The 25,304-nt window shown below is 36.7% G+C and carries 23 protein-coding genes, 1 tRNA gene and 1 pseudogene; 11 read left to right on the top strand and 14 right to left on the bottom strand.

Features of this window, described 5'->3' with window-relative positions:
* Nucleotides 1-60 precede the first annotated feature (60 nt).
* Nucleotides 61-336 (top strand): transposase, encoded by a 276-nt coding sequence (locus tag Sarmat_RS01495; RefSeq protein WP_202149085.1) that lies wholly within the window; start codon nucleotides 61-63, stop codon nucleotides 334-336.
* Nucleotides 337-477: 141 nt separating this feature from the next.
* On the opposite strand, the pseudogene Sarmat_RS01490 reads toward Sarmat_RS01495, so the two are convergent.
* The 7 genes and pseudogenes from Sarmat_RS01490 to dnaQ all read right to left on the bottom strand — a co-directional run.
* Nucleotides 478-1,623: pseudogene (locus Sarmat_RS01490) on the bottom strand (type IV secretory system conjugative DNA transfer family protein); the annotation flags it as partial.
* 218 nt (nucleotides 1,624-1,841) lie between these two features.
* Nucleotides 1,842-1,976: a hypothetical protein gene (locus Sarmat_RS07030; protein ID WP_279611728.1), complete on the bottom strand. Its 135-nt coding sequence runs from the start codon at nucleotides 1,974-1,976 to the stop codon at nucleotides 1,842-1,844.
* A 221-nt stretch (nucleotides 1,977-2,197) separates the two neighbouring features.
* Nucleotides 2,198-3,415: a tol-pal system protein YbgF gene (gene ybgF, locus Sarmat_RS01485; protein WP_202149083.1), complete on the bottom strand. Its 1,218-nt coding sequence runs from the start codon at nucleotides 3,413-3,415 to the stop codon at nucleotides 2,198-2,200.
* 492 nt (nucleotides 3,416-3,907) lie between these two features.
* Nucleotides 3,908-5,377, bottom strand: a complete 1,470-nt coding sequence (locus Sarmat_RS01480) for a S41 family peptidase (RefSeq protein ID WP_202149082.1) — start codon at nucleotides 5,375-5,377, stop codon at nucleotides 3,908-3,910.
* An 80-nt stretch (nucleotides 5,378-5,457) separates the two neighbouring features.
* On the bottom strand, nucleotides 5,458-5,610 hold the full coding sequence (locus Sarmat_RS01475) for a Sec-independent protein translocase subunit TatA (RefSeq protein WP_202149081.1): 153 nt from the start codon (nucleotides 5,608-5,610) through the stop codon (nucleotides 5,458-5,460).
* A 29-nt stretch (nucleotides 5,611-5,639) separates the two neighbouring features.
* Nucleotides 5,640-6,353, bottom strand: coding sequence for a CvpA family protein (locus Sarmat_RS01470; protein ID WP_202149080.1), 714 nt, complete (start codon nucleotides 6,351-6,353; stop codon nucleotides 5,640-5,642).
* A 43-nt stretch (nucleotides 6,354-6,396) separates the two neighbouring features.
* Nucleotides 6,397-7,059 (bottom strand): DNA polymerase III subunit epsilon, encoded by a 663-nt coding sequence (gene dnaQ / locus Sarmat_RS01465; protein WP_202149079.1) that lies wholly within the window; start codon nucleotides 7,057-7,059, stop codon nucleotides 6,397-6,399.
* Between the two features lie 275 nt (nucleotides 7,060-7,334).
* Here dnaQ and Sarmat_RS01460 point away from each other — a divergent pair, with 275 nt between their 5' ends.
* On the top strand, nucleotides 7,335-7,472 hold the full coding sequence (locus Sarmat_RS01460; RefSeq protein ID WP_202149078.1) for a hypothetical protein: 138 nt from the start codon (nucleotides 7,335-7,337) through the stop codon (nucleotides 7,470-7,472).
* Between the two features lie 217 nt (nucleotides 7,473-7,689).
* The gene (gene recO, locus Sarmat_RS01455) at nucleotides 7,690-8,403 is read left to right on the top strand and encodes a DNA repair protein RecO (protein WP_202149077.1); all 714 of its coding nucleotides are present in this window, start codon (nucleotides 7,690-7,692) and stop codon (nucleotides 8,401-8,403) included.
* A gap of 530 nt (nucleotides 8,404-8,933) precedes the next feature.
* On the opposite strand, the gene Sarmat_RS01450 is transcribed toward recO, so the two are convergent.
* From Sarmat_RS01450 to Sarmat_RS01430, 5 genes are all read right to left on the bottom strand, one after another.
* Nucleotides 8,934-9,602 (bottom strand): ATP-binding cassette domain-containing protein, encoded by a 669-nt coding sequence (locus tag Sarmat_RS01450; RefSeq protein ID WP_202149076.1) that lies wholly within the window; start codon nucleotides 9,600-9,602, stop codon nucleotides 8,934-8,936.
* Nucleotides 9,565-10,236, bottom strand: a complete 672-nt coding sequence (locus Sarmat_RS01445) for an amino acid ABC transporter permease (protein WP_202149075.1) — start codon at nucleotides 10,234-10,236, stop codon at nucleotides 9,565-9,567. Before Sarmat_RS01445 ends, Sarmat_RS01450 begins: the two co-directional genes overlap by 38 nt.
* 20 nt (nucleotides 10,237-10,256) lie before the next feature.
* The gene (locus tag Sarmat_RS01440; RefSeq protein ID WP_202149074.1) at nucleotides 10,257-11,036 is read right to left on the bottom strand and encodes an ABC transporter substrate-binding protein; all 780 of its coding nucleotides are present in this window, start codon (nucleotides 11,034-11,036) and stop codon (nucleotides 10,257-10,259) included.
* Nucleotides 11,037-11,170: 134 nt separating this feature from the next.
* The gene (locus tag Sarmat_RS01435) at nucleotides 11,171-15,145 is read right to left on the bottom strand and encodes an NAD-glutamate dehydrogenase domain-containing protein (RefSeq protein ID WP_202149073.1); all 3,975 of its coding nucleotides are present in this window, start codon (nucleotides 15,143-15,145) and stop codon (nucleotides 11,171-11,173) included.
* Nucleotides 15,146-15,398: 253 nt separating this feature from the next.
* Nucleotides 15,399-17,564: a hypothetical protein gene (locus tag Sarmat_RS01430; RefSeq protein WP_202149072.1), complete on the bottom strand. Its 2,166-nt coding sequence runs from the start codon at nucleotides 17,562-17,564 to the stop codon at nucleotides 15,399-15,401.
* Between the two features lie 198 nt (nucleotides 17,565-17,762).
* On the opposite strand from Sarmat_RS01430, the gene Sarmat_RS01425 reads away from it, so the two are divergent.
* The gene (locus Sarmat_RS01425; RefSeq protein ID WP_202149071.1) at nucleotides 17,763-18,734 is read left to right on the top strand and encodes a hypothetical protein; all 972 of its coding nucleotides are present in this window, start codon (nucleotides 17,763-17,765) and stop codon (nucleotides 18,732-18,734) included.
* Here the strand turns inward: Sarmat_RS01425 and Sarmat_RS01420 are convergent.
* Nucleotides 18,731-19,828 carry a thioredoxin domain-containing protein gene (locus tag Sarmat_RS01420; RefSeq protein ID WP_202149070.1) on the bottom strand — a complete coding sequence of 366 codons (1,098 nt, stop codon included), beginning with the start codon at nucleotides 19,826-19,828 and terminating at the stop codon, nucleotides 18,731-18,733. The genes Sarmat_RS01425 and Sarmat_RS01420 overlap by 4 nt on opposite strands.
* Nucleotides 19,829-20,036: 208 nt before the next feature.
* Between Sarmat_RS01420 and Sarmat_RS01415 the strand changes: the two genes are divergently transcribed.
* Nucleotides 20,037-20,546: a DUF3576 domain-containing protein gene (locus Sarmat_RS01415; protein WP_202149069.1), complete on the top strand. Its 510-nt coding sequence runs from the start codon at nucleotides 20,037-20,039 to the stop codon at nucleotides 20,544-20,546.
* Between the two features lie 8 nt (nucleotides 20,547-20,554).
* The gene (locus tag Sarmat_RS01410; protein WP_202149068.1) at nucleotides 20,555-20,965 is read left to right on the top strand and encodes a sodium:proton antiporter; all 411 of its coding nucleotides are present in this window, start codon (nucleotides 20,555-20,557) and stop codon (nucleotides 20,963-20,965) included.
* Between the two features lie 10 nt (nucleotides 20,966-20,975).
* Here the strand turns inward: Sarmat_RS01410 and rimM are convergent, their stop codons facing one another.
* Nucleotides 20,976-21,470 carry a ribosome maturation factor RimM gene (gene rimM / locus Sarmat_RS01405; protein WP_202149067.1) on the bottom strand — a complete coding sequence of 165 codons (495 nt, stop codon included), beginning with the start codon at nucleotides 21,468-21,470 and terminating at the stop codon, nucleotides 20,976-20,978.
* Nucleotides 21,471-21,741: 271 nt separating this feature from the next.
* On the opposite strand from rimM, the gene Sarmat_RS01400 reads away from it, so the two are divergent.
* From Sarmat_RS01400 to Sarmat_RS01385, 5 genes are all read left to right on the top strand, one after another.
* Nucleotides 21,742-23,811, top strand: a complete 2,070-nt coding sequence (locus tag Sarmat_RS01400; RefSeq protein WP_202149066.1) for an AsmA family protein — start codon at nucleotides 21,742-21,744, stop codon at nucleotides 23,809-23,811.
* Between the two features lie 106 nt (nucleotides 23,812-23,917).
* Nucleotides 23,918-24,002 (top strand) — tRNA-Leu (locus Sarmat_RS01395).
* Between the two features lie 96 nt (nucleotides 24,003-24,098).
* The gene (locus tag Sarmat_RS07025) at nucleotides 24,099-24,227 is read left to right on the top strand and encodes a hypothetical protein (protein WP_279611726.1); all 129 of its coding nucleotides are present in this window, start codon (nucleotides 24,099-24,101) and stop codon (nucleotides 24,225-24,227) included.
* Nucleotides 24,197-24,850 (top strand): class I SAM-dependent methyltransferase, encoded by a 654-nt coding sequence (locus Sarmat_RS01390; RefSeq protein ID WP_202149065.1) that lies wholly within the window; start codon nucleotides 24,197-24,199, stop codon nucleotides 24,848-24,850. Before Sarmat_RS07025 ends, Sarmat_RS01390 begins: the two co-directional genes overlap by 31 nt.
* Nucleotides 24,834-25,166 (top strand): MBL fold metallo-hydrolase, encoded by a 333-nt coding sequence (locus Sarmat_RS01385; RefSeq protein ID WP_202149064.1) that lies wholly within the window; start codon nucleotides 24,834-24,836, stop codon nucleotides 25,164-25,166. The genes Sarmat_RS01390 and Sarmat_RS01385 overlap by 17 nt, the downstream gene beginning before the upstream one ends.
* Nucleotides 25,167-25,304 lie beyond the last annotated feature (138 nt).

Below are 25,304 nucleotides of genomic sequence, written 5' to 3'. Positions count from 1 at the left end.
AAATCAATAGCACCTATGGTATTTAATGGTTCATGCAATACACTATTATTTGAAAGCTGAGTGGACAATGCTTCTTTTCATAAATCTAAGAAGACAAGAAAATTGATTGCATTAGTAAATTACAGGATCGCTTTTTTGCCTCCATATTCACCAGATCTGAATCCAATAGGGAAATTTTGGGCTAATATGAAATGTTGGATTAAAAATCAAATTACTGAATTTGATCAATTATATGAAGCTATTTCTTTAAAATACCTAATTCAATCTAAATTACTATATAGGATGATGGCATTTTCTTTTTATTTTATCGCATTATATACTCAAATTTCAACTTAATTTACTATATATGAAGTACGTGGGAGTTCGAGCATTGGAGTAACGCGATACGGGCTGCTAAGAGTAGAGTTTCGAAAGGAAGATTCGTGAGGCGCTGTCCAGAACGGTGAGAAGTTCGAGTCTTCTCGACCGCACCACTCCTTAATTATTCACTGGAGCAATTATTCTCGCTTCTAATTCCTTGTTGTCGTAATATTTGGTTTTCTTAGATATAATAAGTGGTTGTTGATCTGCTAACACTATTTGCTCATCTTGAGGTAGTGCCATAATTTGCTGCCAAGACAGCAACTCTCTTGGCTCAGTATGATCTATACATAAAGATGATATATACTGCGCTGTCTCGCGATCATGCGGTGCAAAAAATACTTTAAAATGACAATTAGATACGATATCAAAAGTCTCCTTTGTGCCATAAAGCCCTTCGATTTGATGAATATCTGAAGCAATCAGGCATAGTCTAACTTTATAGCCTCTTAAATATGAAAAAGTATATTTTTCTAATTTACCTATTGTGCAAAATTCATCCAACATCACAGTCACGCCGCCATTTTCTTCTTCGGTAACGCAAGATTCAGCTGATTTGACTAACTCCGCAAGGGCGTGATTATAGAAAAGACGCATGAGAGGTTTTAGTCTTTCTATATCTGTAGGCTGCAGACCAACATATAATGTAGTTTTATTATTTTTAAATGAGGCGATATCAAAGTCCGAGGCGGATGTAGCGTAGTCTATAAATGGGTTGAGCCATAAGTATAGCGCTGTTTTTAAATGATCAATCGCTTTTCTTTTTGAATTACTAGACTGACTTAAAAATCCGTTCAACATTTTAATACAATCTGCGCGCTTCGAAGAATCCAAAGTTTTTAGACCGCGGGATAACTCCTGCTCTAAGTCATCATTAACCATCCTGGCAATCTCGCCTATTGTCTGTTTTGCATTGATGGCAGAAGAATACAGCGCCAAACCAACGAATAATATCTTGCTGGCGGCATTTTCTCCAATTAATAAATCTGCTATTTTATATAGATCATTTATTTTTTTCTTTATATCAGCACTCACATAATCAAGCGGATTGTATCTGTGAGTTTTATATTCTGAATTCAATGGATTGAAAACCAGGATCTTATGACCAATAGATTCCCGATATCCACTTGTACAGCGAAAGTTTTCTAGCTTGATGTCATGCACAATGCATGATTCTTCTAGCGTTAATAAGGTAGGAAGAACAAACGTCACTCCTTTACCGCGGCCAGTAGGAGCGAGTAATAATATGTGTTGATATCCCCGAGCTTGTTGTAGTTTTTCGTCTAAACCTCACGCGAGTATTATTGAGTTTGTGTATTGTGTGGACATTGGCGTGAGAAATTAAAGAAAATTGAACAACTCATTGATATTTATAATAATAACATTAAATTATGAGATATTCAACTAAAAATTACTACATCTGCTATTACCCACAAGATTTTCTTCGTTTTAGATATTTGGCATTAGACTTCTTTTTTGTATCAAAATACACTAGACCTCTTTCGAAACTCTACTCCTGATTGCAACTGCGTCGTGGCTGTCGACGCTCGAATCCTCACGTACTTCATATACGCTGCGGTTCTGCGCTTCGTATACTCCTCGCATTCGCTCGTCATGAGCGAGTTTGGAGAGAGGTCTACTTATTACTTATAAATTATTTACAAAAATATTATATTAATAATTACTTACATTAACTATTATGCTCTCTCCTCTTGCTTCATTTCGAGCATTCATTGCTATCTCTAATCTCTAATAAGTGTATAAGCAAAGATTGCAGCTCTCTAAAACGCGTACACGATAACATTAAAAAAGCAGAGTAAAAGGAGCAATTCAACTCCTAATCACACCCCAACTTCGCCTTCAAATCCTGCGCGCGCTTTACAGATGGTGCCGGCCTATTTGGAAACTCTAAATCTAACTTCTTCAATATAGCGCACGCCTCACTCTTCTTGTTCAAAGAAGAAAGGCACGAGGCAAGCTTTAATAAAGAATCAGCTGCCTTTCCACCCTTAGGAAACATCTTGTAACCCTTTAAATAATAAACAGCAGCCTTTTCGAATGCGTTACGCTTAAAGAAAGACTCTGCGTACCAAAAGTAAGCATTGCTCTGTAAATTACTCTTAGGGTATTTGTTAATAAAACTCTGAAACCTCCTCTCCGCCTCCTGCAGTTTATTTTCTTTGAGCGCAGCCAATGCTTCGTCATACTCTACCTTCTCTGCGCTAGGTCGACCTCCTCGATCTTTTGCCCCGCCGCCCTCTGCAGGTGCTTGCTGATGCGATTGTGGCGCCTCAGACCTCTGCGCCGCAGCCCTTTGCTGTCTTTCATATGCATCCTCTAGAGTTTGCGCATCACGTTGGACTTTATCTTGCCCCTGTTCCTGCCCTTGTCCTTGTCCTTGCGCACGTCCTTGTTCCGCCCTTTGCCCTCTAGACCGTTCTTGCGCTAAATCCTCACGCGCATTCACTTGTCGCCGATCCTCTTGCCGCGCATCGCTCACCTCTCCTTGCAACTTATTCCTCTGAGACTCCCAAAGATCCTTGGCAGATTTATTCATTCTCTGTGCTTCCTCATAACCATCAGCGTCTTGACGGCTATTCCTCGCGCTCCTACTAACTATTCCAGCATCCTGCAATTGTTCTGGCGGTAGGGGATGCGCGCCTGTTTTTAATAATTGATTCACTAGATGCTCCAAAATCTCTACCTTATTCGTAAGGTCTGTAATCTGATCTTTTAAATCATTAATCTCATTACTCTTATCTTTACCATCATCAAAATTTATTGATTTAGAGCGTAATGAAGCATGGGCATTCATCGAGCACAAAAAAGTGAGTGCCACTAATGCTAACAAGAAGGTGCGGGCAACAACTCTAACAAAGCATTCTCCGCCGATGCAATGCCCCTGCGATTGCCACTGCCTAGTTGCGGTGGAAGCGGAGCTTTTACGGAACTCTACTTCCGACGCCAACTGTGGCCTTGCTCCAATGCCTGGATCCTCTAACTCCATGTATGCTTGGGCGTTCTGGGCTTTCATTCGTCTTTTGCATTCGCTCATAACTTGAGCGAGTTTGGCAGGAGATTTAGCGTTTATTAAAATTGATCGCAAATACAACATACTCTTCATATATTCTTCATGATATTCAAAAATTATTTATTAATAGCGACGTCAAAGCAGTTTCATAAAATGCAACTGCAATACACCTCAGAGACGGGCCATTGCAGAGGCGATGCGCTTTTAAAGGCAGTACACTAAAGCATATGTCCCACTCTTCATGCTAGCACTCAACTCCCTCTCCTGCAAAGCTATAAAACATAACCCGCAAAGTAGAAGTAAGAACAAAAACAACAATAAATTCAATGTCAAAAAAAATTTTTTCAAAACCACCTCCTCGTCTTTATTAGATATCTTTCTAAACTCGCGCTAGGTCAAAACAAATGTAAGGAGCATAAGAAGCGCAGAACGACTAAGTATACATAAATTACCTTGAGGATTCGAGCATCGACAGCGACGACGCATTTGTCATCAAGAATCGAGCGTAAAAACAGTCTATTGATTCGCACGTCCTCTTTCTAGAATCAATGCAGACAGGATATCAAAAGCCTTAGAGAACTGATAATCTTTGTTGTATAAATCTGCATACTCGTTACTCTTGTTCTTCTTGCCATCCTCCGCTTTCTTCTTCTCCTCGCCAACTTCATTCGAAGTATGCCCAACACTCTTAGGAGCGGTTTGTTCTACATCCGAAGATTTCATATCTTTTTCTTTATCTTTCTCTTTATCTTTTTTGTCTTCATCCTTATCATTCTTGATATGATTTCTATACGAAGCTTCAGAAAACTTTTTGCTATTATCGATATAATCAATTTTAGCTTGAGCCACAACAATATCCGGCTCAATCCCTTCGCCTTGTATAGAGCGACCGCTAGGAGTATAATATTTTGCCGTGGTAATTTTAATGGCCGACCTATTATCTACAGGCACGATAGTTTGAACAGACCCTTTGCCGAAAGTTTTTTCACCCACCAACACCGCTTTTTTATGATCTTGTAAACATCCGGCCACTATCTCTGATGCTGAAGCTGAACCGGCATTCACTAACACAACTATCGGAATAGTTTGCGGTATTTTATCTACAAATCTACTAGCTAAAAACACCTTTTGGCTAAATTCTAATCTACCTTTAGTACTTACTATCGTGCCATGATCTATAAAATATTCGCACATCTTAACAGCCTGATCCAGTAGCCCACCAGGATTATTGCGCAGATCCAAAATCATCCCCTTAATCATGCCACCTTTTGTTGCACCATTCAGTTTTTTTATGCCTTTCTTAAAATCATCATAAGTATGCTCATTAAAAGCGCTCACACGCACATAAGCCACATCGTTTGACATTAAATGCGTTTTAACTGGCTTTGTTTGCACAGTAGTTCTTTTTAACTCTACTTCAAATGGTTTAGGTTCACTATCTCGACTAATTAAAAGCTTCACTTTAGTGCCAGGATCTCCTCTCATAGCCTTTACAGCTTTTTGAAAACCAAGATTAGATACTGGCTCGTCATCTACAGCAATCACATAATCACCTGATTGAATGCCGGCCTTATCTGCAGATAATCCGTCAATTGGTGATACTACTTTCACCGCTCCATTTTCATATACCACTTCCACGCCAATACCACCAAATTCTCCCTTGCTATAACTTAGCAACTCTTCTAGGTCATCATCAACATAATAACCAGAATGAGGATCCAGCCCCATAAGCATGCCATTTATTGCTTCATCTAGCATTTTTTGTTTATCTGGCTCTTGCACATAATCTTTGTTAACTCTTTCAAAGATCTGATGAAACTGCTTATAGTAGTATTGATCGCTCTTATTGTTGGTTTGTTTCTCTTCCTTTGCCTCCTCAGCACCAAATATGCTGCAAGGAGTGAGTAGCAAAAATATTAGGCATAGTAATTTGGAGCGCGTGAACAATTTATTACCAACAACATATTTTATAAGTGTTATAGACATATTCAAATTTTAAATATTCAAACTTTATTTAGTTTTTTAGAAGCTGCATAAGGCATCAGAAAATAATGTAAGAAATAAAATTACTCTTTATTTTCTTCTTTATCGTCCATCGCTTTTTTAAAAGCTCTCACCCCCTTTCCTAATTCCTGCATCACGCTAGGCAATTTACCGGCGCCAAATAAAATAAACACCACTAAAACTATCACTAGAAGATGAGTAATACTCATGCCCATAATACACAACCTCTCATTATATGTAAACGTTAATTCTCTATCTTTTGAATTTCTTCTTGTATCAAAACTTCCAAATTCTCCAGGTCTTGATGATTTTCATGTTTATTCATTTCTTCATCTCCGCCCTCCTTCACTTTATCTTCAATCACTTTATCTTCAGTCTTATTATACATTTTATATACATTTTGTTCGTTTTGTAAGCTAATATTTTGCAAAAACTTCCTTGGCAAGACGTTTTCGCACATATTGTTATGCAAAGCTTGCAAGGTATGAAATGTTTTGGCGGATTTTAGCCAACAAGGATATTTATCTACATCTAAATCCTCTACCACCTCTAGGGCATTTGAAGCGTTAGAATATTGGTCTGAAGAGACGACGGCTATAAACAAAAAGATTGTCCAACAAAAAAACGCCCCTCTAAACAAGCCAAGCATCATACCCGCTAACATATTACCAGCACCTGTATGGCTAAAATAACTATTACACTTACCGCTCATCAAACTTACGCCAAAAAGTGATAAGAAATAGGAGCAAATGATTGATAGGCAAGAAGAGATGAGTCCACTACTTACATACATTTTAATAACAAGAAAAAATGGGAAATATAAGCAGTAAGCGCAAACGATCGAAAGTACAAAAGCAACAAAACCTATCACCAACCTAATCATGCCTCTGTATGTGCCAAAAACAGCGGAAAGCGTAAGGATAGATAGCATTATTACATCAAACGCATTAAGTTGCATAATAAAATAAGAATAGGTTTTTATATTTGATGTTAGCAGCGCATTATGATTTTTTCACTTCCTTTGCTATAAATTGTTCATGCATCTTTAGCTCTGCGTCGCTTGGTGCAACAGTAGCAAAAGTTCTAGCAACTCTCTTACGCTCATGGGATTTGTTTAACTCCTGCACCTGGCCTTCATCAAACAACTTACTCTGTCTACCACCAGTAAGCTCTATATATACTTCTGCCAACAAGGAGGCGTCGAGTAGTGCGCCGTGTAGCTGGCGTGCGGAGTTGTCAATTTTAAACATTTTACATAACGCATCGAGGCTATTTCTGTTGCCGGAAAACATTTGGCGTGCAAGTAATAAGGTGTCTATAGTATTCAAAATATCTAACTTCCCCCTATTAACTAAACTGAGTTCGTGGTTTAAAAATTTGATATCAAAGGGAGCGTTGTGTATTACAAGCACCGAATCACCAATAAAAGACAGAAAGTCATCTACAATATCAGCAAAAAGAGGTTTATTTTTAAGGAACGCTTCAGAAATGCCATGTATTCTATAAGCCTCTGTGGGCATGTCACGTTGTGGGTTGATGTATGTATGAAATTTGCGACCAGTCACAAATTTGTTTATCATTTCTATCGCTCCTATCTCAACAACGCGATGGTTTGTCTCTGGGTCTAACCCGGTGGTTTCGGTATCTAGAATTATCTCTCTCATTACTTTATGATGTGTGTTATAAGTATCAGTAGCGACATCTGACAAAGAATCATGTACTAGCCAATCCTATTGTGGCATATTTTATTCTTTTAAGCAATTTGAGCATTTGCAGAGTATGTATTTCAGCCTCATTGATGGTAAATCAAAATACATAAAAACAAACACTAGACCTGTTGCGTAAGTGAGAATATATCGCCTAATGATAGAAAGAGGTCTTGATTTTTCAAGACAGAAGGTATATATGGAGTTTATTTCAACACAAAACTACTCCATATATGGCAATATCATATACAAAAATCAGGAAACATCCAAGAATCTTTTTAAGATTATTTGGCATTAGTTGCGAAGAATTTGATATTTTAGTGAAGAAACTTGAAGTATCATGGGCAAAGAAAGTCGTTGGCAAATGTTGATGATGCTGCTTATACTATCGTACTTACAGCATTCAAATGCAGATAGGTTTTATGCTTGGGATCGATGTTTCAAGGGTATGCAGAATAATTAAAACTTTGGAACGATTGGTCGCGAAGTTGGTTGCGATAGAAAAAATCGCACTCTAAGCCATAAAGAGACTGAGCAGTTAATATCTTACTTACGCAACAGCTCTAATGCATAAAAAACAAACAACATATGCCCCAGATTAATGATCAAGCATTCCTACTCAATGCACAAGATTTTGAAGAGCAGAGAAGTGTTATCACGGTTTTTACTAAAGATCATGGCGTATGTCGCGCACTCATAAAGCGTGACAAAATACAGTCTGGCGATTTGATACAGTTTACTTGGAAATCGAGAAAAGTTGATGGTTTAGGATTTGCTAAGTGTGAGTTAATACAGTCTTATGCTATACATTTTTTATTTTCTTATTTTAGACTAAAGGCTGTGCATGCTATATTGCAGCTCATTAGCACTGCGTTTGCAGCGCATAGCGCGGATATGGTGCTTTTCTATAAACTAATGAATTTCATGGATCGCCTAGCAAAGCAAAATATGTTAGATCCAAAACTTTATATTCAGTTTGAACTTTTATTACTATCGAGAGCTGGTTATGGTTTGAGTTTGGATCGCTGCGCAGTGACTAAAGATAAAAAAAATCTGTATTACCTTTCGCCGAAATCTGGTTGTGCAATAAGTAGAGATATTGGATTAGCTTACCATGATAAACTTTTCGTTTTGCCTCAATGTTTTATTCATGATGTGGCGCCTGACTCGCCGGAAGAGTTTGCATTATGTATGACGATATTAGATTATTTTTGGAATAAATGCTGCGCATTATCTGATGTCAGCAAAATTTGTGCCAGACAGGATATTTGGCAATTAATGCAAAAACTTAGCGTGGGGTAAGGGGTAACACTTACCAGGGAAAAGTTCATGACTGTGAAATTAGAACTGTCCTTGCATGTATTAGTTTGAATTTGATCTGACATTATGCTATAAAAGAAGGAGATTAGCGGACTGGAGCGCGTAACCCGTTATAGCGCTGTAGCAACAGAGCTAATCTCCGTTAACACAGTAAGAATAGAGATTGAAATGCGCAATTTACAACAAAAAAATTAAGTCTAAATTAGGATTGTTAGATTTAGCAAGACATCTGGGTAATAGACCTGTTGCGTAAGTAAGAAAGTAAGTTATGAACTTAAAAAACACAGAGTATGTTGGGTGTAGAGCTGATGTGTTTTATGCTGCTAATGTTTTATTATAAAATATAATAAGATAATTGTTAAAAGACGTATAAAAACTTCCGCATTTTATCGAATCGTTACCGTGATAAACGCAAGGCGTATAACTTAAATCTTAACTTATCTGACTATCACTTGTAAAAAAAATACCGTCCGTCAGATGAAGTTTCAATTGATACACGAAAGTTTTATTTTTTAATCACAGCACATAGAATCAAGTTTAGGGGCTATTACACTCCTCAAATTCACTTCTGCTGGATGTACATCTAAAAAAATCTTACCATCCTTCAATCCTATCACTCTGTTGGCTATCAGCTGCAAAAAGTGTAAGTCATGCGAGGCGATAAGCATCCCAATCTTATCTTGCTTATGAATTGTTTGTAATAAGTGTATGATGTTATATGTGCTATCCCCATCTAACCCAGAAGTCGGTTCATCACACAGCAATAAATCAGGTTTAGTTACAAGACTCCTCGCAAGCGCCACCCTCTGTTTTTGCCCACCGGAAAGTTGGTGTGGCATATGATGCATCTTATCTTGTAGTCCTAATTTATGCAGTAACTCCTGCGCATATTGAGTGTAATTAGGTTGGTTGTGCAATTTGGGCGCGTATGTAATATTTTCTATTACATTCATGTGCGGAAACAACTGGAAGTCTTGAAACATAAAGCCTATATGCGGGTTAGAAATGATAATCTCACCTTGCTGCACCTTCTCTAAGCCTATAATTAATCTTAGCAGGCTAGACTTGCCGCCCCCCGAAGGGCCGGTCAATCCGATGATGCCATAGTCTATGGTGGTGTCGATTTGATTTAAAACGAGATGATTATTTAATGTTAGGGAGAGTTTTTTGATGTTGATCATAACTGCATTTTTTTTCTATTCTTTTACCTAAAAATTCAATGAGAGTAACTAAAAAATAATAATAAAAACCAGCTATACACAAAGGCGTGAAGTAATTAAAATTATACGCCCCCAAAATTTGCGAGCGGCGCATAATATCCAGCCCACCTATCACCCCCACTATTGCCGTTTCTTTAAGTAAAGAGATCACTTCATTTATTAATGCTGGCAGAATGTTTTTTAATACTTGCGGTAGAATGATGTCCTTCCAGGTGTAAAACAATGGAATGCGTAGAGTTTTAGCCGCCTCAAACTGCCCTGATGGTACCACCTCCATTCCGGCCCTAAAAATTTCGGCTATATATGCAGAGCTATTTATGCCACAAGCCGCAACAGCCGCCCAAAACACCGAAAGTTTAATATTGAATAAGGTTGGGGCACTAAAATATACTAGATTTAATTGCAGAATAAGAGGGGTGCCTCTGATGATGGAGATGAGAAATTTGGCAATCAAACGAGAAAGGCGGTGATACCTTAGCAATACTAACAACAGCCCACCAATAGCGCCAAATAGTAAACTTGAGCATAGTATACGAGCGGTGTCTAATATCCCATGTCCTATAAATAACAAAGAATCTAGTAACTGGATATTCATGCTCTCATTTTGCTTATTATTTATTGCTTATTGCTATTTTCTTGCTGCGCGTTCAACCATTTTGCTTTTAATTTTTCTATCTCCCCTGATGCCTGTAAATTCTTGATGATTTGGTTAATTTTTGCTGTTAATGGCGAATTCTTGGCCAGCGCAATACGATAGCCAGCACCATCATCTACTTTCATGTAAGTTAAGCCAGTATTAACTGCGCAAAAAGCTTGTGCCTGGGGCTGGTCTAGTAGTAAGGCATTAATATATCCCGCTTTTAAAGCCTCTATAGCTTGGTTGTTATTATCAAATAAAGACACCCGCACATCTTCATGCTTGCTTAGCCACTGCTCCATCGCACTACCTATCTGAGCCCCCACTACATAATTCTTAAAATCATCAATAGAAGTAGGTTGTAGAGTTTTATTATACACTAATACTAGGTCTTGGATGTAATACGAATCTGAGAAATCAAAATTCTTACTCCTTTGAGGCGTTGCGCTAATGCTGGAGATTGCCACGTCTGCAGACCCATTCTGTATTGCCATTAGAATGTTGCTAAATTGCATGGAAGCAATTGCAAGATCAACGCCGAGCTCTTGGGCGATGAGTTTTGCTAAATCAGCGTCAAACCCTACAATCTGGTCGTTTTCATAATATTCAAATGGCGGATAATCGGCGGAAGTAACCACCTTTAACACATCGCTTTTCTCTTTCTCACAACCGCAACATAGCAAGAGCGCGAAGATGAGTGGAAGTGCTGAAATGAACTGACGTAAATGTGAGCCCAGAGAGTGTAATTGCAAAGCCATGACGAACGCGTTTGGGAAGAAGTCTATTGTAGTTTCCTTGATATTATTATGATTTCGAGATAGTGTCAAACTGCCAGACATCTACCATGAAAGCGTCACTAGGATGAGCGAGCCTAGGAAGAAGTGGGTATAGGTTATCCTGCTGCATGTACTAAATTTTCAAATTTTTTATTGATTAAAATCATAGTATCGATATCTATCTGTTTATCACGTTTAATGCGATGAATGAAATCTAGAGCATCTTGCACCATATCAACATTTCTGTCCATCCAAGCTTGCACCATGTCTTTGGATTTTTTATGTATTTTCAGAATATTTATTGTCAATGATTTCTGTGATTGATATAAACTTCTTTTAAGAGCACTGATCGAAAGTTGTTGCCAATAAGAACTAGTGGAGATTTTGGAGTACTGCTCTATTAATTCGCTTAAACCCATCTTAGAAGAGAGTCCAAAATATGTGCTAGCAATCACTTGAGTGTCGAGCTTCGTGATGGCGTGTATTTGTAGTATGTCTAATATTTCAATGATGTAGTGGTAATTGGCGATAAATCTGGCTATATCATCAGTAAGACCGATTTCTCTATAGCGCGCATAGTGCCTAGTATATTCTTCCGAGATTTTGTTAGAACAGAGTATAGCTTTTTCATTTTCCACCATCGCTCTAATGTTCATGTCTTGAATATATTGATATATATGAGACTGATATATATCTGTGTTAGCACTAAACCACTGTAACGCCCTGCCAGTGAGCGTGCCTACATCATTAAGCACAGTTAGTTCGTCATTAAATTTTAAATTTAGTGCAATTATTTTGTGCCATATCTCCTCTAATCCTAAATTATCTTCTAAAATCAAATAAGTTTTAATAGTGTTTGCGAATGCCTTTTCGTTTTCTATACCAAGCAAACGGGGTATTTTATATACCGAACGGTTCACCACTAGGTTTGCCAGGGCGTTTGCGCTAATTTCTTTACTTAGTGGGCTGTTTAATATTTCATCCTGAAATTTTTCGCGCATTTGTTGAGGAAAATAATTTATTAAATATTTCTTCACTATCTCCTCCTCAAGAATTTGTGAATGCATTAATTTGTTTTTTAAGGCGGTTTTAGTGCGCGATAAGATCATTGCGAGTTCTGGGCGATACATCGAGTCTTTGCGCATAATACGCTCTTTGATTTCTTCCTTAGAGGGCAAATGATCGACCTTTCTATCTAACTCCCCATTATACTCTAGGATGTCAATTAAATTGCCCATACCATCCACGCCATGCGATTGATTAAAATTAAGCAATGAGATTGCCAATATCTGATCCGTGTTATTATTCAGCACAGCTCGCTCGACACTCGCTTCCATCTGCCTTAATAAATCATTACGCTCGGCAAGAGAAATCTTTCCATTTGCAACCGCTTTGTTTAAGACAATTTTGATATTTACTTCATGATCAGAGCAATCCACTCCACCAGAATTATCGATAAAATCGGCGTTTACTAACCCATTACGTGTTTTTGCAAACTCTATCCTTGCTTCCTGAGAAAGTCCTAAGTTACCTCCTTCGCATATTGCCTTTGCTCTAATATCCTTTGCATCACAGCGCACGTTATCGTTAATTTTATCTTTGACTTGAGAATTGCTTTGCGTGGAAGCCTTAATGTAATTACCTATCCCACCATTCCAAATTAAATCTACGGGCGCTTGCAAAATAGCTTTAATGAGGTTTGCTGGTGTAATAAAAAATTGATATTGAGCTAGCTCTTTATTGCCTACTACATCAATCTTTGCTTTTATTTCATCTTGATTCATAAAATGCATTGCATTGATGTCCAGTATATCAATGATTTCGTATGTTAGCGGTATAAACCTCGCATCTCTCAGAAATACTCCGCCCCCATGGGATATAGTAGATGGGCTATAATCTTGCCATGAAGAATTAGGGAGATTAAACAATCTACTCCTTTCTTGAAAAGATGCGATTGGATCTGGATGTGGGTCTAAAAAAATATGTTTGTGGTTAAAAGCGGCGATGAGCTTAATTTTATTTGAAAGTAATAGACCATTACCAAACACATCGCCAGACATGTCGCCAATCCCAACCATGGTAATTTCATCTATACCTAATTGCCTGCAATGCTCTTGAGCGCTAATCCAGGCACCTTTTGCTGTAATGCCAATGGCCTTGTGGTTATATCCTTGCTCGCCACCCGAAGCAAAAGCGTCTCCTAGCCAAAAATCATACTCTTTTGATACCTCATTAGCATATTGAGAGAAATTAGCGGTCCCTTTATCCGCTGCAACCACAAGGTATGAATCCTCCTGATCGTATATTATGCTTTGAGTGGGATGCGTGGTCTGGCCGTTCACAATATTGTCTGTAATGTCTAAGATACCCCTTAAAAAATCTTGATAACACTGTACCACTCTTTGCATATATTCTTTTTGATTAGGATAGTCTGCCTTCGAAAAATAAAGCACAAATCCACCTTTTGCACCGGAAGGCACTATAATAGAGTTTTTAATAACTTGCGTTTTCATTAATGCCAATACTTCCTGGCGGTAGTCTACGGGGCGTTCTGACCATCTAATGCCACCGCGAGCGATTCTATCGCTCCTTAAGTGTATGCCTTCAAAACTTTCCCCATGTACGAAGGTTTCATATAGCGCTTCTGTGTGCTTTAATCCTGGCAGTAATGATGATTGAAATTTAAAAGAAAGATATTTTTTGAATTTATTATACTTATCAAACTGGAAGAAATTAGTACGTACTATTGCTGTCAAAACGGAGAATAAGTCATGCAAGATACTCTCCTCGTTGGCATTTTCTACATGATATAGATATTGCGTGATTTGCTCCTGCGTACGATATACATGCTCTTTATTGCATGTGAGCGGGTTGAATTTTGCGTGAAAATAAGCGATAAGCAGCTGCGTGTATTCGTAATGCTTGAGTAAAACATTCTTAGTATAAGTAGTGTCGTGCGAGATATTAATTTGCTTCAAAAACTGCAAGCATGTTCTTAGCAATCTCACCTCATTCCAATTGATTGCCGTAGATATAATTAAACTATTGAGAATATCCAGGGTTACAAAGCGATTGAGCGAGTAGTATATAGTATCAGATAAGTTCTGCGCAACCCCTGGGGCTCCCAGGTTTAGTTTATCTCTGCTGTGCGTATATATTACATGAATATTGCCATTAAGATGAGAATCACCTATTTGAAAGAATTGCGCGCAGGTGGTTTCTAACCCAAAACTTTGAATGTATGGGTATAACTGCTCTAATGTTAGATCGGAGCCTGCATTATAGAATTTAAAAACTGCCTGATTATTACTGTGAATCTGCACGCTGAAACTTACTTCGTTTAATGATGCCGATTCAAATAATTTTTCTAGGTCTAATATAGCTTCTTGTGGAGTAAAGAGTGTTTTGTAATAATCTGGAAAAACTTCATGCAGCACAACTACTGGAATTTTGTGTTCAATGTTTGCAATGCTCGAGATGCTATCAAAAGCCTCATCCCAGTCGCATGCATGCACAATTGGTTTTAGAATATCCATTTGTTTCTGGAAATGCTCTGTATTAATTAAATACAGAATGTCGTTATATATAACTTGCCTGTGCTCTTGGTTTTTAATGTTAGTAATTCTAATGTAAGACAAATATTCCGTATGTGCTTTAGGCAGATCGTCTATTTGGTTAAGGTTGCCAGCCTTGTCTCTTGTGATTGGCAGAATTAAAAAGCTGTAAAGTACATTATTTAAATTATATTTAGCTAATACGCTCTGTATTTTACGAAAAATTTTCGTTTTGCCTAGAAGCATGATACGTATTTGCTCTTCATTAGCTATATAACTAAAATCTAGTTTAGTTTTGTTGCTATCATCTGTTTTGGAAATAAAATGGAAAGCCTCATCTGCATAGCGTTGTAAGTGAGTCATGTTTTGTTTGTTTAGATCTCGTCTATTTTGTATTAAGGTTGAGATGAAAATTGTACAAAATTGTCTATATAGAGGTATAGCGTTGTTATAGTGATCTTGAGTTATGCTTAATTCTTGTCCTGCTAATTGCAAGAATTTATTGCATAGCACATAGTCTACCGCTTTATTTAACATAATTGTTTCTCAGAATACTCCGCCTTTTGTTGCACTTATAAGTCTAATTATACAATGAATTTGGCGATAAAACAACTTTTAGATGTAGAAAATATTTATAAGCACAATTCATGGTATATTGCCGATCAATGCGTCGAGAGAATGACGTGAGGTAACCTTAGACTTCTTTCCAAGTTCTCTCATGATGAGCAAATGCAAGGAGCAAATGAAAGCGCAGAACTTTGAACATGCATGAAGTTAAGCCGTGGTGATACTATTTTATAGAATGCTTATAGAGGGTTTGATGTAGCGCTCTTATAGCTTTATCTATTTTACTATTAGGATATATGGATGTTGCGGAGTTAAGGTATATATATGCATTACATGGCTCATTAGTTTGCAGATAATATTGAGCACATTGGTAATATAGCATATATAATAATTCTTTATATTCTATTAATTTTTGTTCATAATCCAATATCTGATCTTTGCTGATTGATTGATTTCGGAACGCTTGATTCATTTGTTCAAAAATCTGGCGCGGGTCAAAAGTGTTAATTTTAGCAAAAAACTCTAATGCATTTTTATAATCTGGAGCGAGCTTGATTGTTTCTGATAGATAAAACTTGGCTTTTTCAAAGGATTCTTGATTATAGTAGTATTTTGTCGCTACTCCATAGATGTGCGCTTCTATTGATTCCGGTAGAAATTTACATTTCTGTAATAAATTTTGAGCATTTACTGCATCTTGTAGATCAGACATTACTTTCTGCTCCAGTTCTGCATCAGATATGTTTATAAGTAGCACAGCCTCTTTTATTATTTGCGGTAAATGAAAAGATATTTGACAAGAAAAACATCCTTGAATAATTTCTATATGTGGATTAATAAATAACTCCGGAGAGTGATTGTCTAATATTTTTTTTAACAATTGTTGAGTAAAGAAAGAATTAGTTGCGTTGCTTAATAAGATAGAAGACATTGCTAAAATTTTACAATCATTTTTGTCATCTTGAACGATTTGAACTATTTCTTTCTCCGTTTTATTCATGAGATCTAACCGCGCTTCCTTGATATTATTAATGGCGCTTGTGATTTTATTTTTAAAACGATTTAATGATTTACTAAATTCAAGTTCATCTTGATATTGAATGCAGTAGATAAACTCAATCTCTTTGTTTATTCTGGCAATCTTGAATTGAATCCGTTGCTCTGGATAAGAAGTACATAAAGCGCGCGCTGCTTGTTGCGCATCAGAGCCTTGAGGGCTATGCTCTAGTAATTGCAATGCGCAACAGAAGCGTAATATTTGTGGATCAATTATATCGTCTATCGTCTTCTTGCCTTCAACAATATCTAGTAAATGTTTTGTAGGAGTATTATGCACAGCGTGAAGCACGTCTAATACCTTTAAACACTCGTCTTCAAAGTGATCAGGATATTCATTATATTCTATTATAGCGGTCAAGTCCGGCATTTTTATTATCTTATCAGGCTTTTGAGTTGCGAATTGTTCTTGCTCTCTCTGTAATTCGCTTATTTCTTCCGCAGATAACAAATGACGAGTCGCAATGGGGGCTCTATATCTCTGAGCGCGCAAAGAGTGCTTGGTTGAGATAGCTTGCAGATATTGTACATCACGCTCAATAGCATTACCTATCACATGGATTAAGTGATATTTGCCAATTTTTGGTTTAAATTGCAAAACGAAGATGAAGGGGGTGGATTTGATAACATATGCAGAGTTTTTGTCGTGAGTATTTAGTTGATAGAAGGATTGATTGAGAGTAAAAAGCGCTTCTTCTGGAGGTGTGGCTAAAGCGACTAAGCTTTCCAGCGTCTTTGCTATAATTGCTTTAAAGATCGGGGCTTCAGGATGAAAAAAGTTCGTGCATAAAGTAAAAAACAAACATAATTCTTGTTCTTCGAATGTTTCGATATTTTTTAGAATCTTTTCGTAGTTTTGTGTGAGTAATAAATGGTTGTGCTTTCTTGCGGTATTAAGAATATTGAGTATCGATGTTCTGCAATGTTTTATCGCGTCTATAATCTGAGATGGTTTTTGGTTACTATCCAACTGCATTAAAGAAGGCTGCATGATAAGCCCTATATCTAGCTGAGGAGTGTCTATTAGTAAGGTATAGAAGAAATCTTGTTTTTGACTATCAAAATGTTTTTTCACCATTTGGCGAGCAATCTTTTTTAAATCTTCGTCAGCATCGCTATGTATCAGGCTACTTAATGTAAAAAAATGCAGGTTTAGATTTTCTTCGAGTAATTTGAGTTTTTCCTCATCCCACTGATGCATCGTCGTTTGCGTAATTGTAGAAATGCAAAATCTTTCGACATAATACTCAATTTGATCTAATGACTGGTTATAAGCCAATATTGGAGATGAAAAATTTGCTAAAGGATTGATAAAAATATTATTAGTTGTCATATGTTAGTAAAAAATGATTAATAAAAAATGATGATATTAAATTCAGCTAGTATGGGCAATGTAATTGGTTTACAAATTGTTAATTAATACTTTATTATCAGTGAAATGCTTAGCTCGTTCAATAATCAAAGTTTTTTGAATGATGCTTAACATTACTCCTGAGAACAATCTCCATAAGTAAGACGAGCGAAAAATAATATGATTTTTAGAGTTTTTAACATTTTTTGTAAGTTATGCATTCTGCTTGCTATTTTGTATTGCATTGCATGGTTTGTATGCGCAAATCTCCTGCGCTCGCTTATTACAGATAATATCGCGCAATGCAATAATAATCACGCCACTCACATCATGTATGATAGCATTTATATTGCCGGTTTTCCATTCAACATAAAAGTAAGAATTGATAGACCAAAGTTGGTGATCTACAACAAGTTTAGTAACTACTTGATACTCACAAACAGTCTATCATGTAGCCTTAATCTCGCGTCATTTGAATTAAACCTTACGCCGGAAGATGGTTTATTGTTTGCGCTGCAAGATAAACAACTTGACCAAATTACTCATGAATATAAAGTTGCATTGAGTGATGATAAAAAAGGTGATGAAAGAGCGATGGCGAAAATAGCATACAGTAGGGATGGCAAAATAAAATCCTTAGGATGTTATACCGGTAATTATCAACTCTTTAATCTTCAAAATCAACGGGATGACATTAATATTCTCGACCTAAATTTTATGTTATTTAATCTATCACCAGATTCTTATAAATTACTCTGCGCCTTTAAAGTTGATGCTACCATGGATAATAAGAAGAAAGAATATATACAGGTAAGATCTATAACAAATGTTATTAAACAATTAGATTGTTTAAAAGCGAACATTGAAATGTTAGAGATAGTAATGAATGATGTTGCGGGGGCGAAGTGCGTTGGTGAAGTGAGTCTGTTTGAATGTGCACAACCTGCCGCTTGTATTACTCTTTTTTTACGGAATCATGAAAAGTTAATAGATAAATTTATTCCAGCTCATTTCTTTTTGCAGCGTGGGGTATTGAAAAAAATTGTATTAGACCATTCTCAGCCTACAGAAGATGGAGTGTCGCTGGAGATCATTACTGATAAAAATGGATTACATATAGGAAATAATTTATTGTTTGGTTATGATAATTAGTTTTCTACAGTTTGTTCCATAGTTTGTTCCATAGTTCGCTTTATAGCTCGCTCTATAGTTCGTGTTAATATTTCGAAAGAATGATGAGAGCATCTTTCGCCATTTACGTAAATAGCAGGTGTACCAATAAATTTTCTATTCATATGCACCGCTCTACTTTTGGTTATTAATTCTTTCATCAGTTCTTTGTTTTGTAGACAGGTGGTGCATTGCTCTGCGGTTAATCCATGAGATTTTGCAATTTCTAGGAAATCTTGAAGGTATATCCTATGATTTATCCATTCTTGTTGTTTGCTTAGTATATCATTTGTGATCTTCTTAAAATCCTCTGGTTGGCCCGTGCAAAGAGCTAATAGCGATGCATCTACATCTAGTCTATTACTTACATACGTTCTTAGTACATAAGCAACTTTATTAGTATCTATGTACTTTTCCTTAATCTTGTAGAAAGTTGTGTTATGATATTCGCTGCAATGATAGCAGGTATATGCAAAATATTCTATCACAAGTATTTTAGACTGAGGGTCGCCTAGTACGATATCGCGCGGTAGGATCCTAAAGATTTCTTCATCCCTTGCGCTCCTATATGGGTTAAATGCATTTTCATCTTCATTTTTCGTATTAGATTGATCGCCTTGAAGATTTTGCTGGGAGTCGCCTTGTGGAGTTTGATTTTGGTTAGTTGGTTGGTTGATGATGATATTATTGTCCGTAGGATAGTTTGTTGGATATGGTTGTCCAGCTGGAGCGCCATAATAATATGGAACATAAGGCGAATAATACGGATTGCCTACCACGCCACTTATGGTATCTATGCCAATAGCGGCTCCAAAGCCATTATAAAACTCTTGATTATAATAGTCTTGATTATCGCGCGCATTACGCAATACTACTGCAGTTTTTGCTTCATCTAAATGTTTGTCACTTTGGTTTAAATCTATGCTTTTTGCTCCATCAAAGCGAGTGCTAATTGGCGCAGAGAGCCCACCATGAAATCCTCCGAGGCCTCTGGCAAAAACTTCAAAATGTATGAAGAGCAGGAGAATGTTAGCGATCTGAAGGAAGATTCGTGGTTTTATTGGTGTTTTTAGCATGTTAACTATTACCTTTGCTATTATTTTTTAGTATCCACTTTTCATTATATACTTTAGATTGAAAAGAGAATAGTTATACTTTATACTTATATAATATGTTGTAAAGGCTATATGATAAAATGTATCTTGATGAGATCAGTCTGTATTGATATATTCTATGAATATTGCTATAAAGGATGTCAACAACTGAAATTATTTTTCAAACCCTATGATGTGTAAGTATAAGTTTTTTTATGTATTAGTATCATGTATTCTGAGTATATCGGTTGCTTATAGTGCCGACAAGGATGATGCTGATGGTTATCCACAAACACTACGTGACCAGAGATTAGAAGAGCTGGGTAGTGTGCTACCTGGAGACGGGATGACTTTTAAGCCTAATATAGCCAACAGAGGGGGAGGGAAGATTAGTCAATCTATGTGGCAAGCAGCACTGAATGTATTAAATAACGCGCCACTTAGTTCTATAGATACCAATAGTGGCATGATTGTTACAGATTGGTATAATAACTCTAAAAACCAAAGTATGCAAGTGCATATTCTGGTGAAGCCTGGTATGGTTGACACTCAAAATATCGAGGTTAAGGTCTTTGAAAGAAAAAAAGAGAGGGATGGATCGTGGGGGCAAGGCGTAGCAAATCAAGTAATAGCCTCGGATATGGAGATGAAGATTTTGCAACAAGCTAGAGATATCGAGCTGGGTGGCAATAATAAATAGTATAATTTATGTCTCATTTTATATATTATATTTTCTCAGCACTTTTCTCATTTGGTTTATTTCTTGTTTTAGATGCTCTATATAGAGAGTATTGCTGTAAGACGTATAGATTTTCCAACTCTTTGGATCTAGTAGATTGCATTACTTGGCAAGCATTTTTAGCGTTAGATTTGCGCAAAGTGTTTGGTTTAACTATTTTGCAAAATTCTATTTTGATTTTTTATTTAGCTTTGGGTAAAACTGCTCATTGTCATCATCCTATTTTAACAAAAGAGGTAGGCGCGCAGGGCTACTGCGCTCCCTTGCCACATGTTTTAATGCTCACTGCTATTGTTGTTGGCTTTGCTGTGCTATGCGTTGCCCTAGCTATTAGCTATAAATCCGCCATGATGAGAGGTCATGCTAATAAGAGGTGTTGATAACTAGATTTTAATCTGTTAAGTTTATTAGCACGTATTGGTTGGTAATGGAAGGGAAGTTTTGTTTTGTAAATAGTATCAAATCAGTCACACCATCATTATAAACAATTTCTAAAATATCACCAGCTCCAAAATTTAGCACATCTCGCACAATACCAATTTCGTACATGCTTTTGCTATTTACTACCGGTAAATTTTTAAGATTTTCTATATAAAACTCATCTTCATCTTCTATTTTGGGTAGGCATTGTTTTAAACAAAAAAGTTGAAGTCCTTGCAATGTCTCAGCTTCCGTTCTGCTACGCGCATTGTTCATTTCGCAAATAAATCTATTCGCGCTCTTTGCACTGAGCATTTTAATTTTATGTTCGTTGCATTGCTCATCTATTAAATTAAATGTAAAGATGGTTTGTGGGATATGGGTAAAGGAGTGGATTATTACTTTACCTAGTATACCATGAGATTTGGCAACAACTCCCACTAAACATAATTCGGTTTTATTCATTTTTTATACCACGTCTTTTTTTGCTTGATATGGAGTATAGATTATGTCACTATTATAGGTAGATCAATCGTTGAAACTTTGTTACTTTGGCCTGCCGACATTACTCTTAGTATGGCATTAGGTTTTTTAACTTTGCTCTTTTAAGCGGCTATCGGTTTGCTTGACTCAAAATCTTTTAGCCTTTTAATTATACCTTTAAAATGGATCTCAAAAACAACCTAATTATACGAGGATACAACGCGATAAATCATTTTACAACAAATAATCTTGCATGAACTCAATTAAGATCAGCGTAAGTATTGCGCTCATTACAATATTTTCCTTTATAATATACTATGTTTTTGATCTATTTAAGCTAAGAGCAATTAGAGATGAGATATTACTGGCGCAAGCTCAATCTCAGATGAATATAGAAGCAATGGAGATGATGTACTTTCCATTACAGATAAAAATAAGGAAGTTAGGTTTGCATGATGTAGTGTGCGAAAACGTAGTATTAGATCACAAGGATATTATAATAGATCGGATGCATCTAGTCCAAGATTCTGATTCTCACGAGAGACTATTGATTGATATGGTTTTTGAGGATGATGTTCGGTTATTGTCTAACAGGACTATAAGAATTCATACTCTAGAATATCAGTATCATAGTGTAACTGATATTTTTTTGCACAAAACAGAGTCTAGCGTACGGATCCGTTGTATGGATCATAGTTTGATTTTACAGAAATTAAGCGATTACGAGAAAGAGAAAATGAAGTTTGAGATTATTTTGAATGATCGTTCTGTAGGTTTTTTAGAATATGGCGCGCATCGATTTATGATAGATATGAAGGATGTGAAAGTGCCTAGCATTTATGGATTAATTAACGGATTTAAGTTCTTTAATGTTTTTAGAGCGTTTGATCAAAACGTCGAGATTAAACTGCAAAATTTTTTTCTAGAACGTTTTAGTATAAAGGATTGTATTTTTACTACCAATAGCAATGGCGTTTTTCAACTGAGTTGTAGTGTTGGGGATGGTATAGATTTAAGTGCAGCAGGATCTATACGCGACTTAAAATGTCATTTTGAGATGAATAATACACAAGAGAGAATTTCAGATGGTGATATTCTTGTAGAAAACGTGATAGGTGCTAAAGAGAATACCGAGAACTTGCCAGTTAAAATTCTTATTAATTGCAATACGAACAAGCATGTGATTGGCGAAGATAGTTGGGGTGTAGAGAAGTTATTGCCGTTATTTAAAACTCAAGATAACAATTATTTTGCTCATTTTATTGATATTAGAACCCTGGGTGTAATATTAGAAGTGGACTGGAATATTAAAAAATTGCAATTTTTTACTCATGCTCTTAGTGATGTGCGCACCCATACTCTACTCTCTAGCGGTCTATTGTTCACTTCAGTATCAGCTAATACTAAAACTGGCCCTGTTAGCGGCGATTTGAATATAGATTGTAAGAAACTCAAGCCGGTCTTTACATTAAACGTTAAGGGTGAGCGTTTAACCTTACGTTCCCATGATAAGATGGTGCTAGGGTTAAGGCGTTTGATTGACCAAACCTATTGGCAAAACATAAACTTGCATGCTCAAGGCTCGCTAGCATTGTTAGATATTGACTCATTGCACATGAGTGGCGTGAATTTTAATCTACATAACATAGAGTATATGTTTGTGATTGAAAATGTTAATGGCAAAGTGTTTGATGGAGCGTTTGAATGGAAGGGGCGATTAGATGCGAGGAATAAGAATTGCGCTGGTGTTTGGCAAATACGCAATATGGATGTAGAGGCACTATATAAAGCAAATGTCATGCCGAAAAAGATAAATTTTATCCAGGATGGTATGGCTAGTTTAAGCGGCAGTTCTACTTGGTATTATACCGATAGGCGATTTGTTAATAATTTGCACGCTGATTTTCAGTGTGTTGCTAGAGACCTGAATTTGCGTATTGGAGACTTAGACCAGGTGCTGAACATGCAAAATTTTAACCCCCAAGAGTTTTTGAGTGTTATTAATAGCAATGCCAGTGACGGTGGGAATAAAACCTACGCAAAACAGTGTAAATTTCATGGGAGCATGATGAGTGGTCAGCTTAAGCTCACAGATGTTTCGCTGCAAACTCATAGAACGGCTGTAAGCTCTAGTATAGCACTGAATCTAGAGAACTCGCGAATTGATTTAAATGCGATTATTGCATTTTATACTCAAAAAGATATTGCCTCTGAGAAAATAATGCGATATGATTTACGGTTAAGGGCTGCTGGCAATGTTACAAAGCCCGATATCACCCTCAATGCAGCTCTGCAGGAAGTGAATGTTAAAGATCAGAAGTAGAGAGGCTAGAGAAAAGTAGAGAGTAATAGAGAGTTGAAATAGGAAGATAATGTGAGTTTACATTCGTATTCTCTTTAACTCTAAAAGCTCTTGTTATTGTTCATATGCGGTCGTGGCGGAATTGGTATACGCGCAGCGTTGAGGTCGCTGTCCAGAAATGGTTGGAAGTTCGAGTCTTCTCGACCGCACCACTCCCTAATTACTCACCGGAGCAATTATTCTCGCTTCTAATTCCTTGTTGTCGTAATATTTGGTTTTCTTAGATCTCTGTTGACGAGGTTTATGATATGAAAAAAGCTTTGGATACTTACCTTAGTCTTTGCACTCAAGTGTATGAGTTAAGTAAACCAACTCCACCAAGCGATGCATACGCTTTTTATCGCAATTGTGCTGTAACGCAAATGGTTGTATTTTAGAACCGATGTGTGGCACAGGCCGATTCCTCCTTCCTTTGCTTGAGGAGGGGTTGGATGTGCATGAGTTTGATGCGAGTGACCATATGCTGCAAGCTTTGCATACTAAGGCTGGGGTTAGAAATTTAGAGGCGAAGGTTTGGAAAGGTTTTGTTGAAGATTTAAATTGCGCAATAAAATACAAATTGATCTTTATTCCCGTCGGCTCTTTTGGTTTGATAACTGACTCCGCGCAAGCAGAACTAGCGCTTAAAGCTATATATAATCATTTAGATGAAGATGGCGTTTTTGTATTTGAGACCGAAACATTAGCTTCTGTACTGCAGCAAGGTGTATGGCAAGGTTCAGTATGGCTCAAACCGAATGGTCAAAAAATCATATCTAGTAGTCTTACGGTAATGACTGGCGATATTTGCAATATTATTGGTAAATATGAGCTTGTAGAGACAAATCGTATTATTCATACAGAAATAGAAGAATATAATCTCATGATCTATGAACCAGATCGGTTAATAAGGATGCTCGAGTCTGTTGGTTTTGGGTGCATTAGAACAGTCAAGGCTTTTACCCCTTCCTCTTCTCCATCTAATCAAGATGAGTCTATTGTTTATGAATGCAGAAAGTAAAAAATTGATTACAATTACCACTGTATATGATAATAATATTCATCAACCGACACTTGAGAGTGATTGGGGGTTTTCTTGCGTTATTGAGCATCCAGATGCAAGAATTATGTTCGATACTGGGGCTAAACCTACAATATTAGAAAATAATTTAAAAAAGTTACATATCAACCCTACTTCAATTAATTACCTTATTATTTCTCACAAACATTGGGATCATAAAGGTGGAGCGTTATGGCTGTTAGCGCAAAATCCAAGTATTATCATCTACACCCCCAAAACTTGGAGTAATCATTTAGAAAAAAAATTTACCTATTAATAGTAAACAGATCAATAAGACCTCTTGCGTAAGTATTTAATTAACAATTAGCCAATGCGAGGGGTGAAGAAGGTTGTTCGTGATTATTTTAGCATCAAGCGGCAAGTAATTTATTAACGAAATCATTTTTGAAATTAA

Source organism: Candidatus Sarmatiella mevalonica (assembly GCF_016751895.1).
GTDB classification, from domain to species: Bacteria; Pseudomonadota; Alphaproteobacteria; order Rickettsiales; family Rickettsiaceae; genus Sarmatiella; species Sarmatiella mevalonica.
Note: the sequence above shows the minus strand (reverse complement) of the source record. Positions and strands in the feature narration are given on the sequence as shown.

Excerpts from the sequence above, each read along its gene's own strand:
- Sarmat_RS07030 (WP_279611728.1), bottom strand. The coding sequence starts at position 1,976 with ATGACGAGCGAATGCGAGGAGTATACGAAGCGCAGAACCGCAGCGTAT.
- ybgF (WP_202149083.1), bottom strand. The coding sequence starts at position 3,415 with ATGAGCGAATGCAAAAGACGAATGAAAGCCCAGAACGCCCAAGCATAC.
- Sarmat_RS01480 (WP_202149082.1), bottom strand. The coding sequence starts at position 5,377 with ATGTCTATAACACTTATAAAATATGTTGTTGGTAATAAATTGTTCACG.
- Sarmat_RS01475 (WP_202149081.1), bottom strand. The coding sequence starts at position 5,610 with ATGGGCATGAGTATTACTCATCTTCTAGTGATAGTTTTAGTGGTGTTT.
- Sarmat_RS01470 (WP_202149080.1), bottom strand. The coding sequence starts at position 6,353 with ATGCAACTTAATGCGTTTGATGTAATAATGCTATCTATCCTTACGCTT.
- dnaQ (WP_202149079.1), bottom strand. The coding sequence starts at position 7,059 with ATGAGAGAGATAATTCTAGATACCGAAACCACCGGGTTAGACCCAGAG.
- Sarmat_RS01460 (WP_202149078.1), top strand. The coding sequence starts at position 7,335 with ATGGCAATATCATATACAAAAATCAGGAAACATCCAAGAATCTTTTTA.
- recO (WP_202149077.1), top strand. The coding sequence starts at position 7,690 with ATGCCCCAGATTAATGATCAAGCATTCCTACTCAATGCACAAGATTTT.
- Sarmat_RS01450 (WP_202149076.1), bottom strand. The coding sequence starts at position 9,602 with ATGATCAACATCAAAAAACTCTCCCTAACATTAAATAATCATCTCGTT.
- Sarmat_RS01445 (WP_202149075.1), bottom strand. The coding sequence starts at position 10,236 with ATGAATATCCAGTTACTAGATTCTTTGTTATTTATAGGACATGGGATA.
- Sarmat_RS01440 (WP_202149074.1), bottom strand. The coding sequence starts at position 11,036 with ATGGCTTTGCAATTACACTCTCTGGGCTCACATTTACGTCAGTTCATT.
- Sarmat_RS01435 (WP_202149073.1), bottom strand. The coding sequence starts at position 15,145 with ATGTTAAATAAAGCGGTAGACTATGTGCTATGCAATAAATTCTTGCAA.
- Sarmat_RS01430 (WP_202149072.1), bottom strand. The coding sequence starts at position 17,564 with ATGACAACTAATAATATTTTTATCAATCCTTTAGCAAATTTTTCATCT.
- Sarmat_RS01425 (WP_202149071.1), top strand. The coding sequence starts at position 17,763 with ATGATTTTTAGAGTTTTTAACATTTTTTGTAAGTTATGCATTCTGCTT.
- Sarmat_RS01420 (WP_202149070.1), bottom strand. The coding sequence starts at position 19,828 with ATGCTAAAAACACCAATAAAACCACGAATCTTCCTTCAGATCGCTAAC.
- Sarmat_RS01415 (WP_202149069.1), top strand. The coding sequence starts at position 20,037 with ATGATGTGTAAGTATAAGTTTTTTTATGTATTAGTATCATGTATTCTG.
- Sarmat_RS01410 (WP_202149068.1), top strand. The coding sequence starts at position 20,555 with ATGTCTCATTTTATATATTATATTTTCTCAGCACTTTTCTCATTTGGT.
- rimM (WP_202149067.1), bottom strand. The coding sequence starts at position 21,470 with ATGAATAAAACCGAATTATGTTTAGTGGGAGTTGTTGCCAAATCTCAT.
- Sarmat_RS01400 (WP_202149066.1), top strand. The coding sequence starts at position 21,742 with ATGAACTCAATTAAGATCAGCGTAAGTATTGCGCTCATTACAATATTT.
- Sarmat_RS07025 (WP_279611726.1), top strand. The coding sequence starts at position 24,099 with ATGAAAAAAGCTTTGGATACTTACCTTAGTCTTTGCACTCAAGTGTAT.
- Sarmat_RS01385 (WP_202149064.1), top strand. The coding sequence starts at position 24,834 with ATGAATGCAGAAAGTAAAAAATTGATTACAATTACCACTGTATATGAT.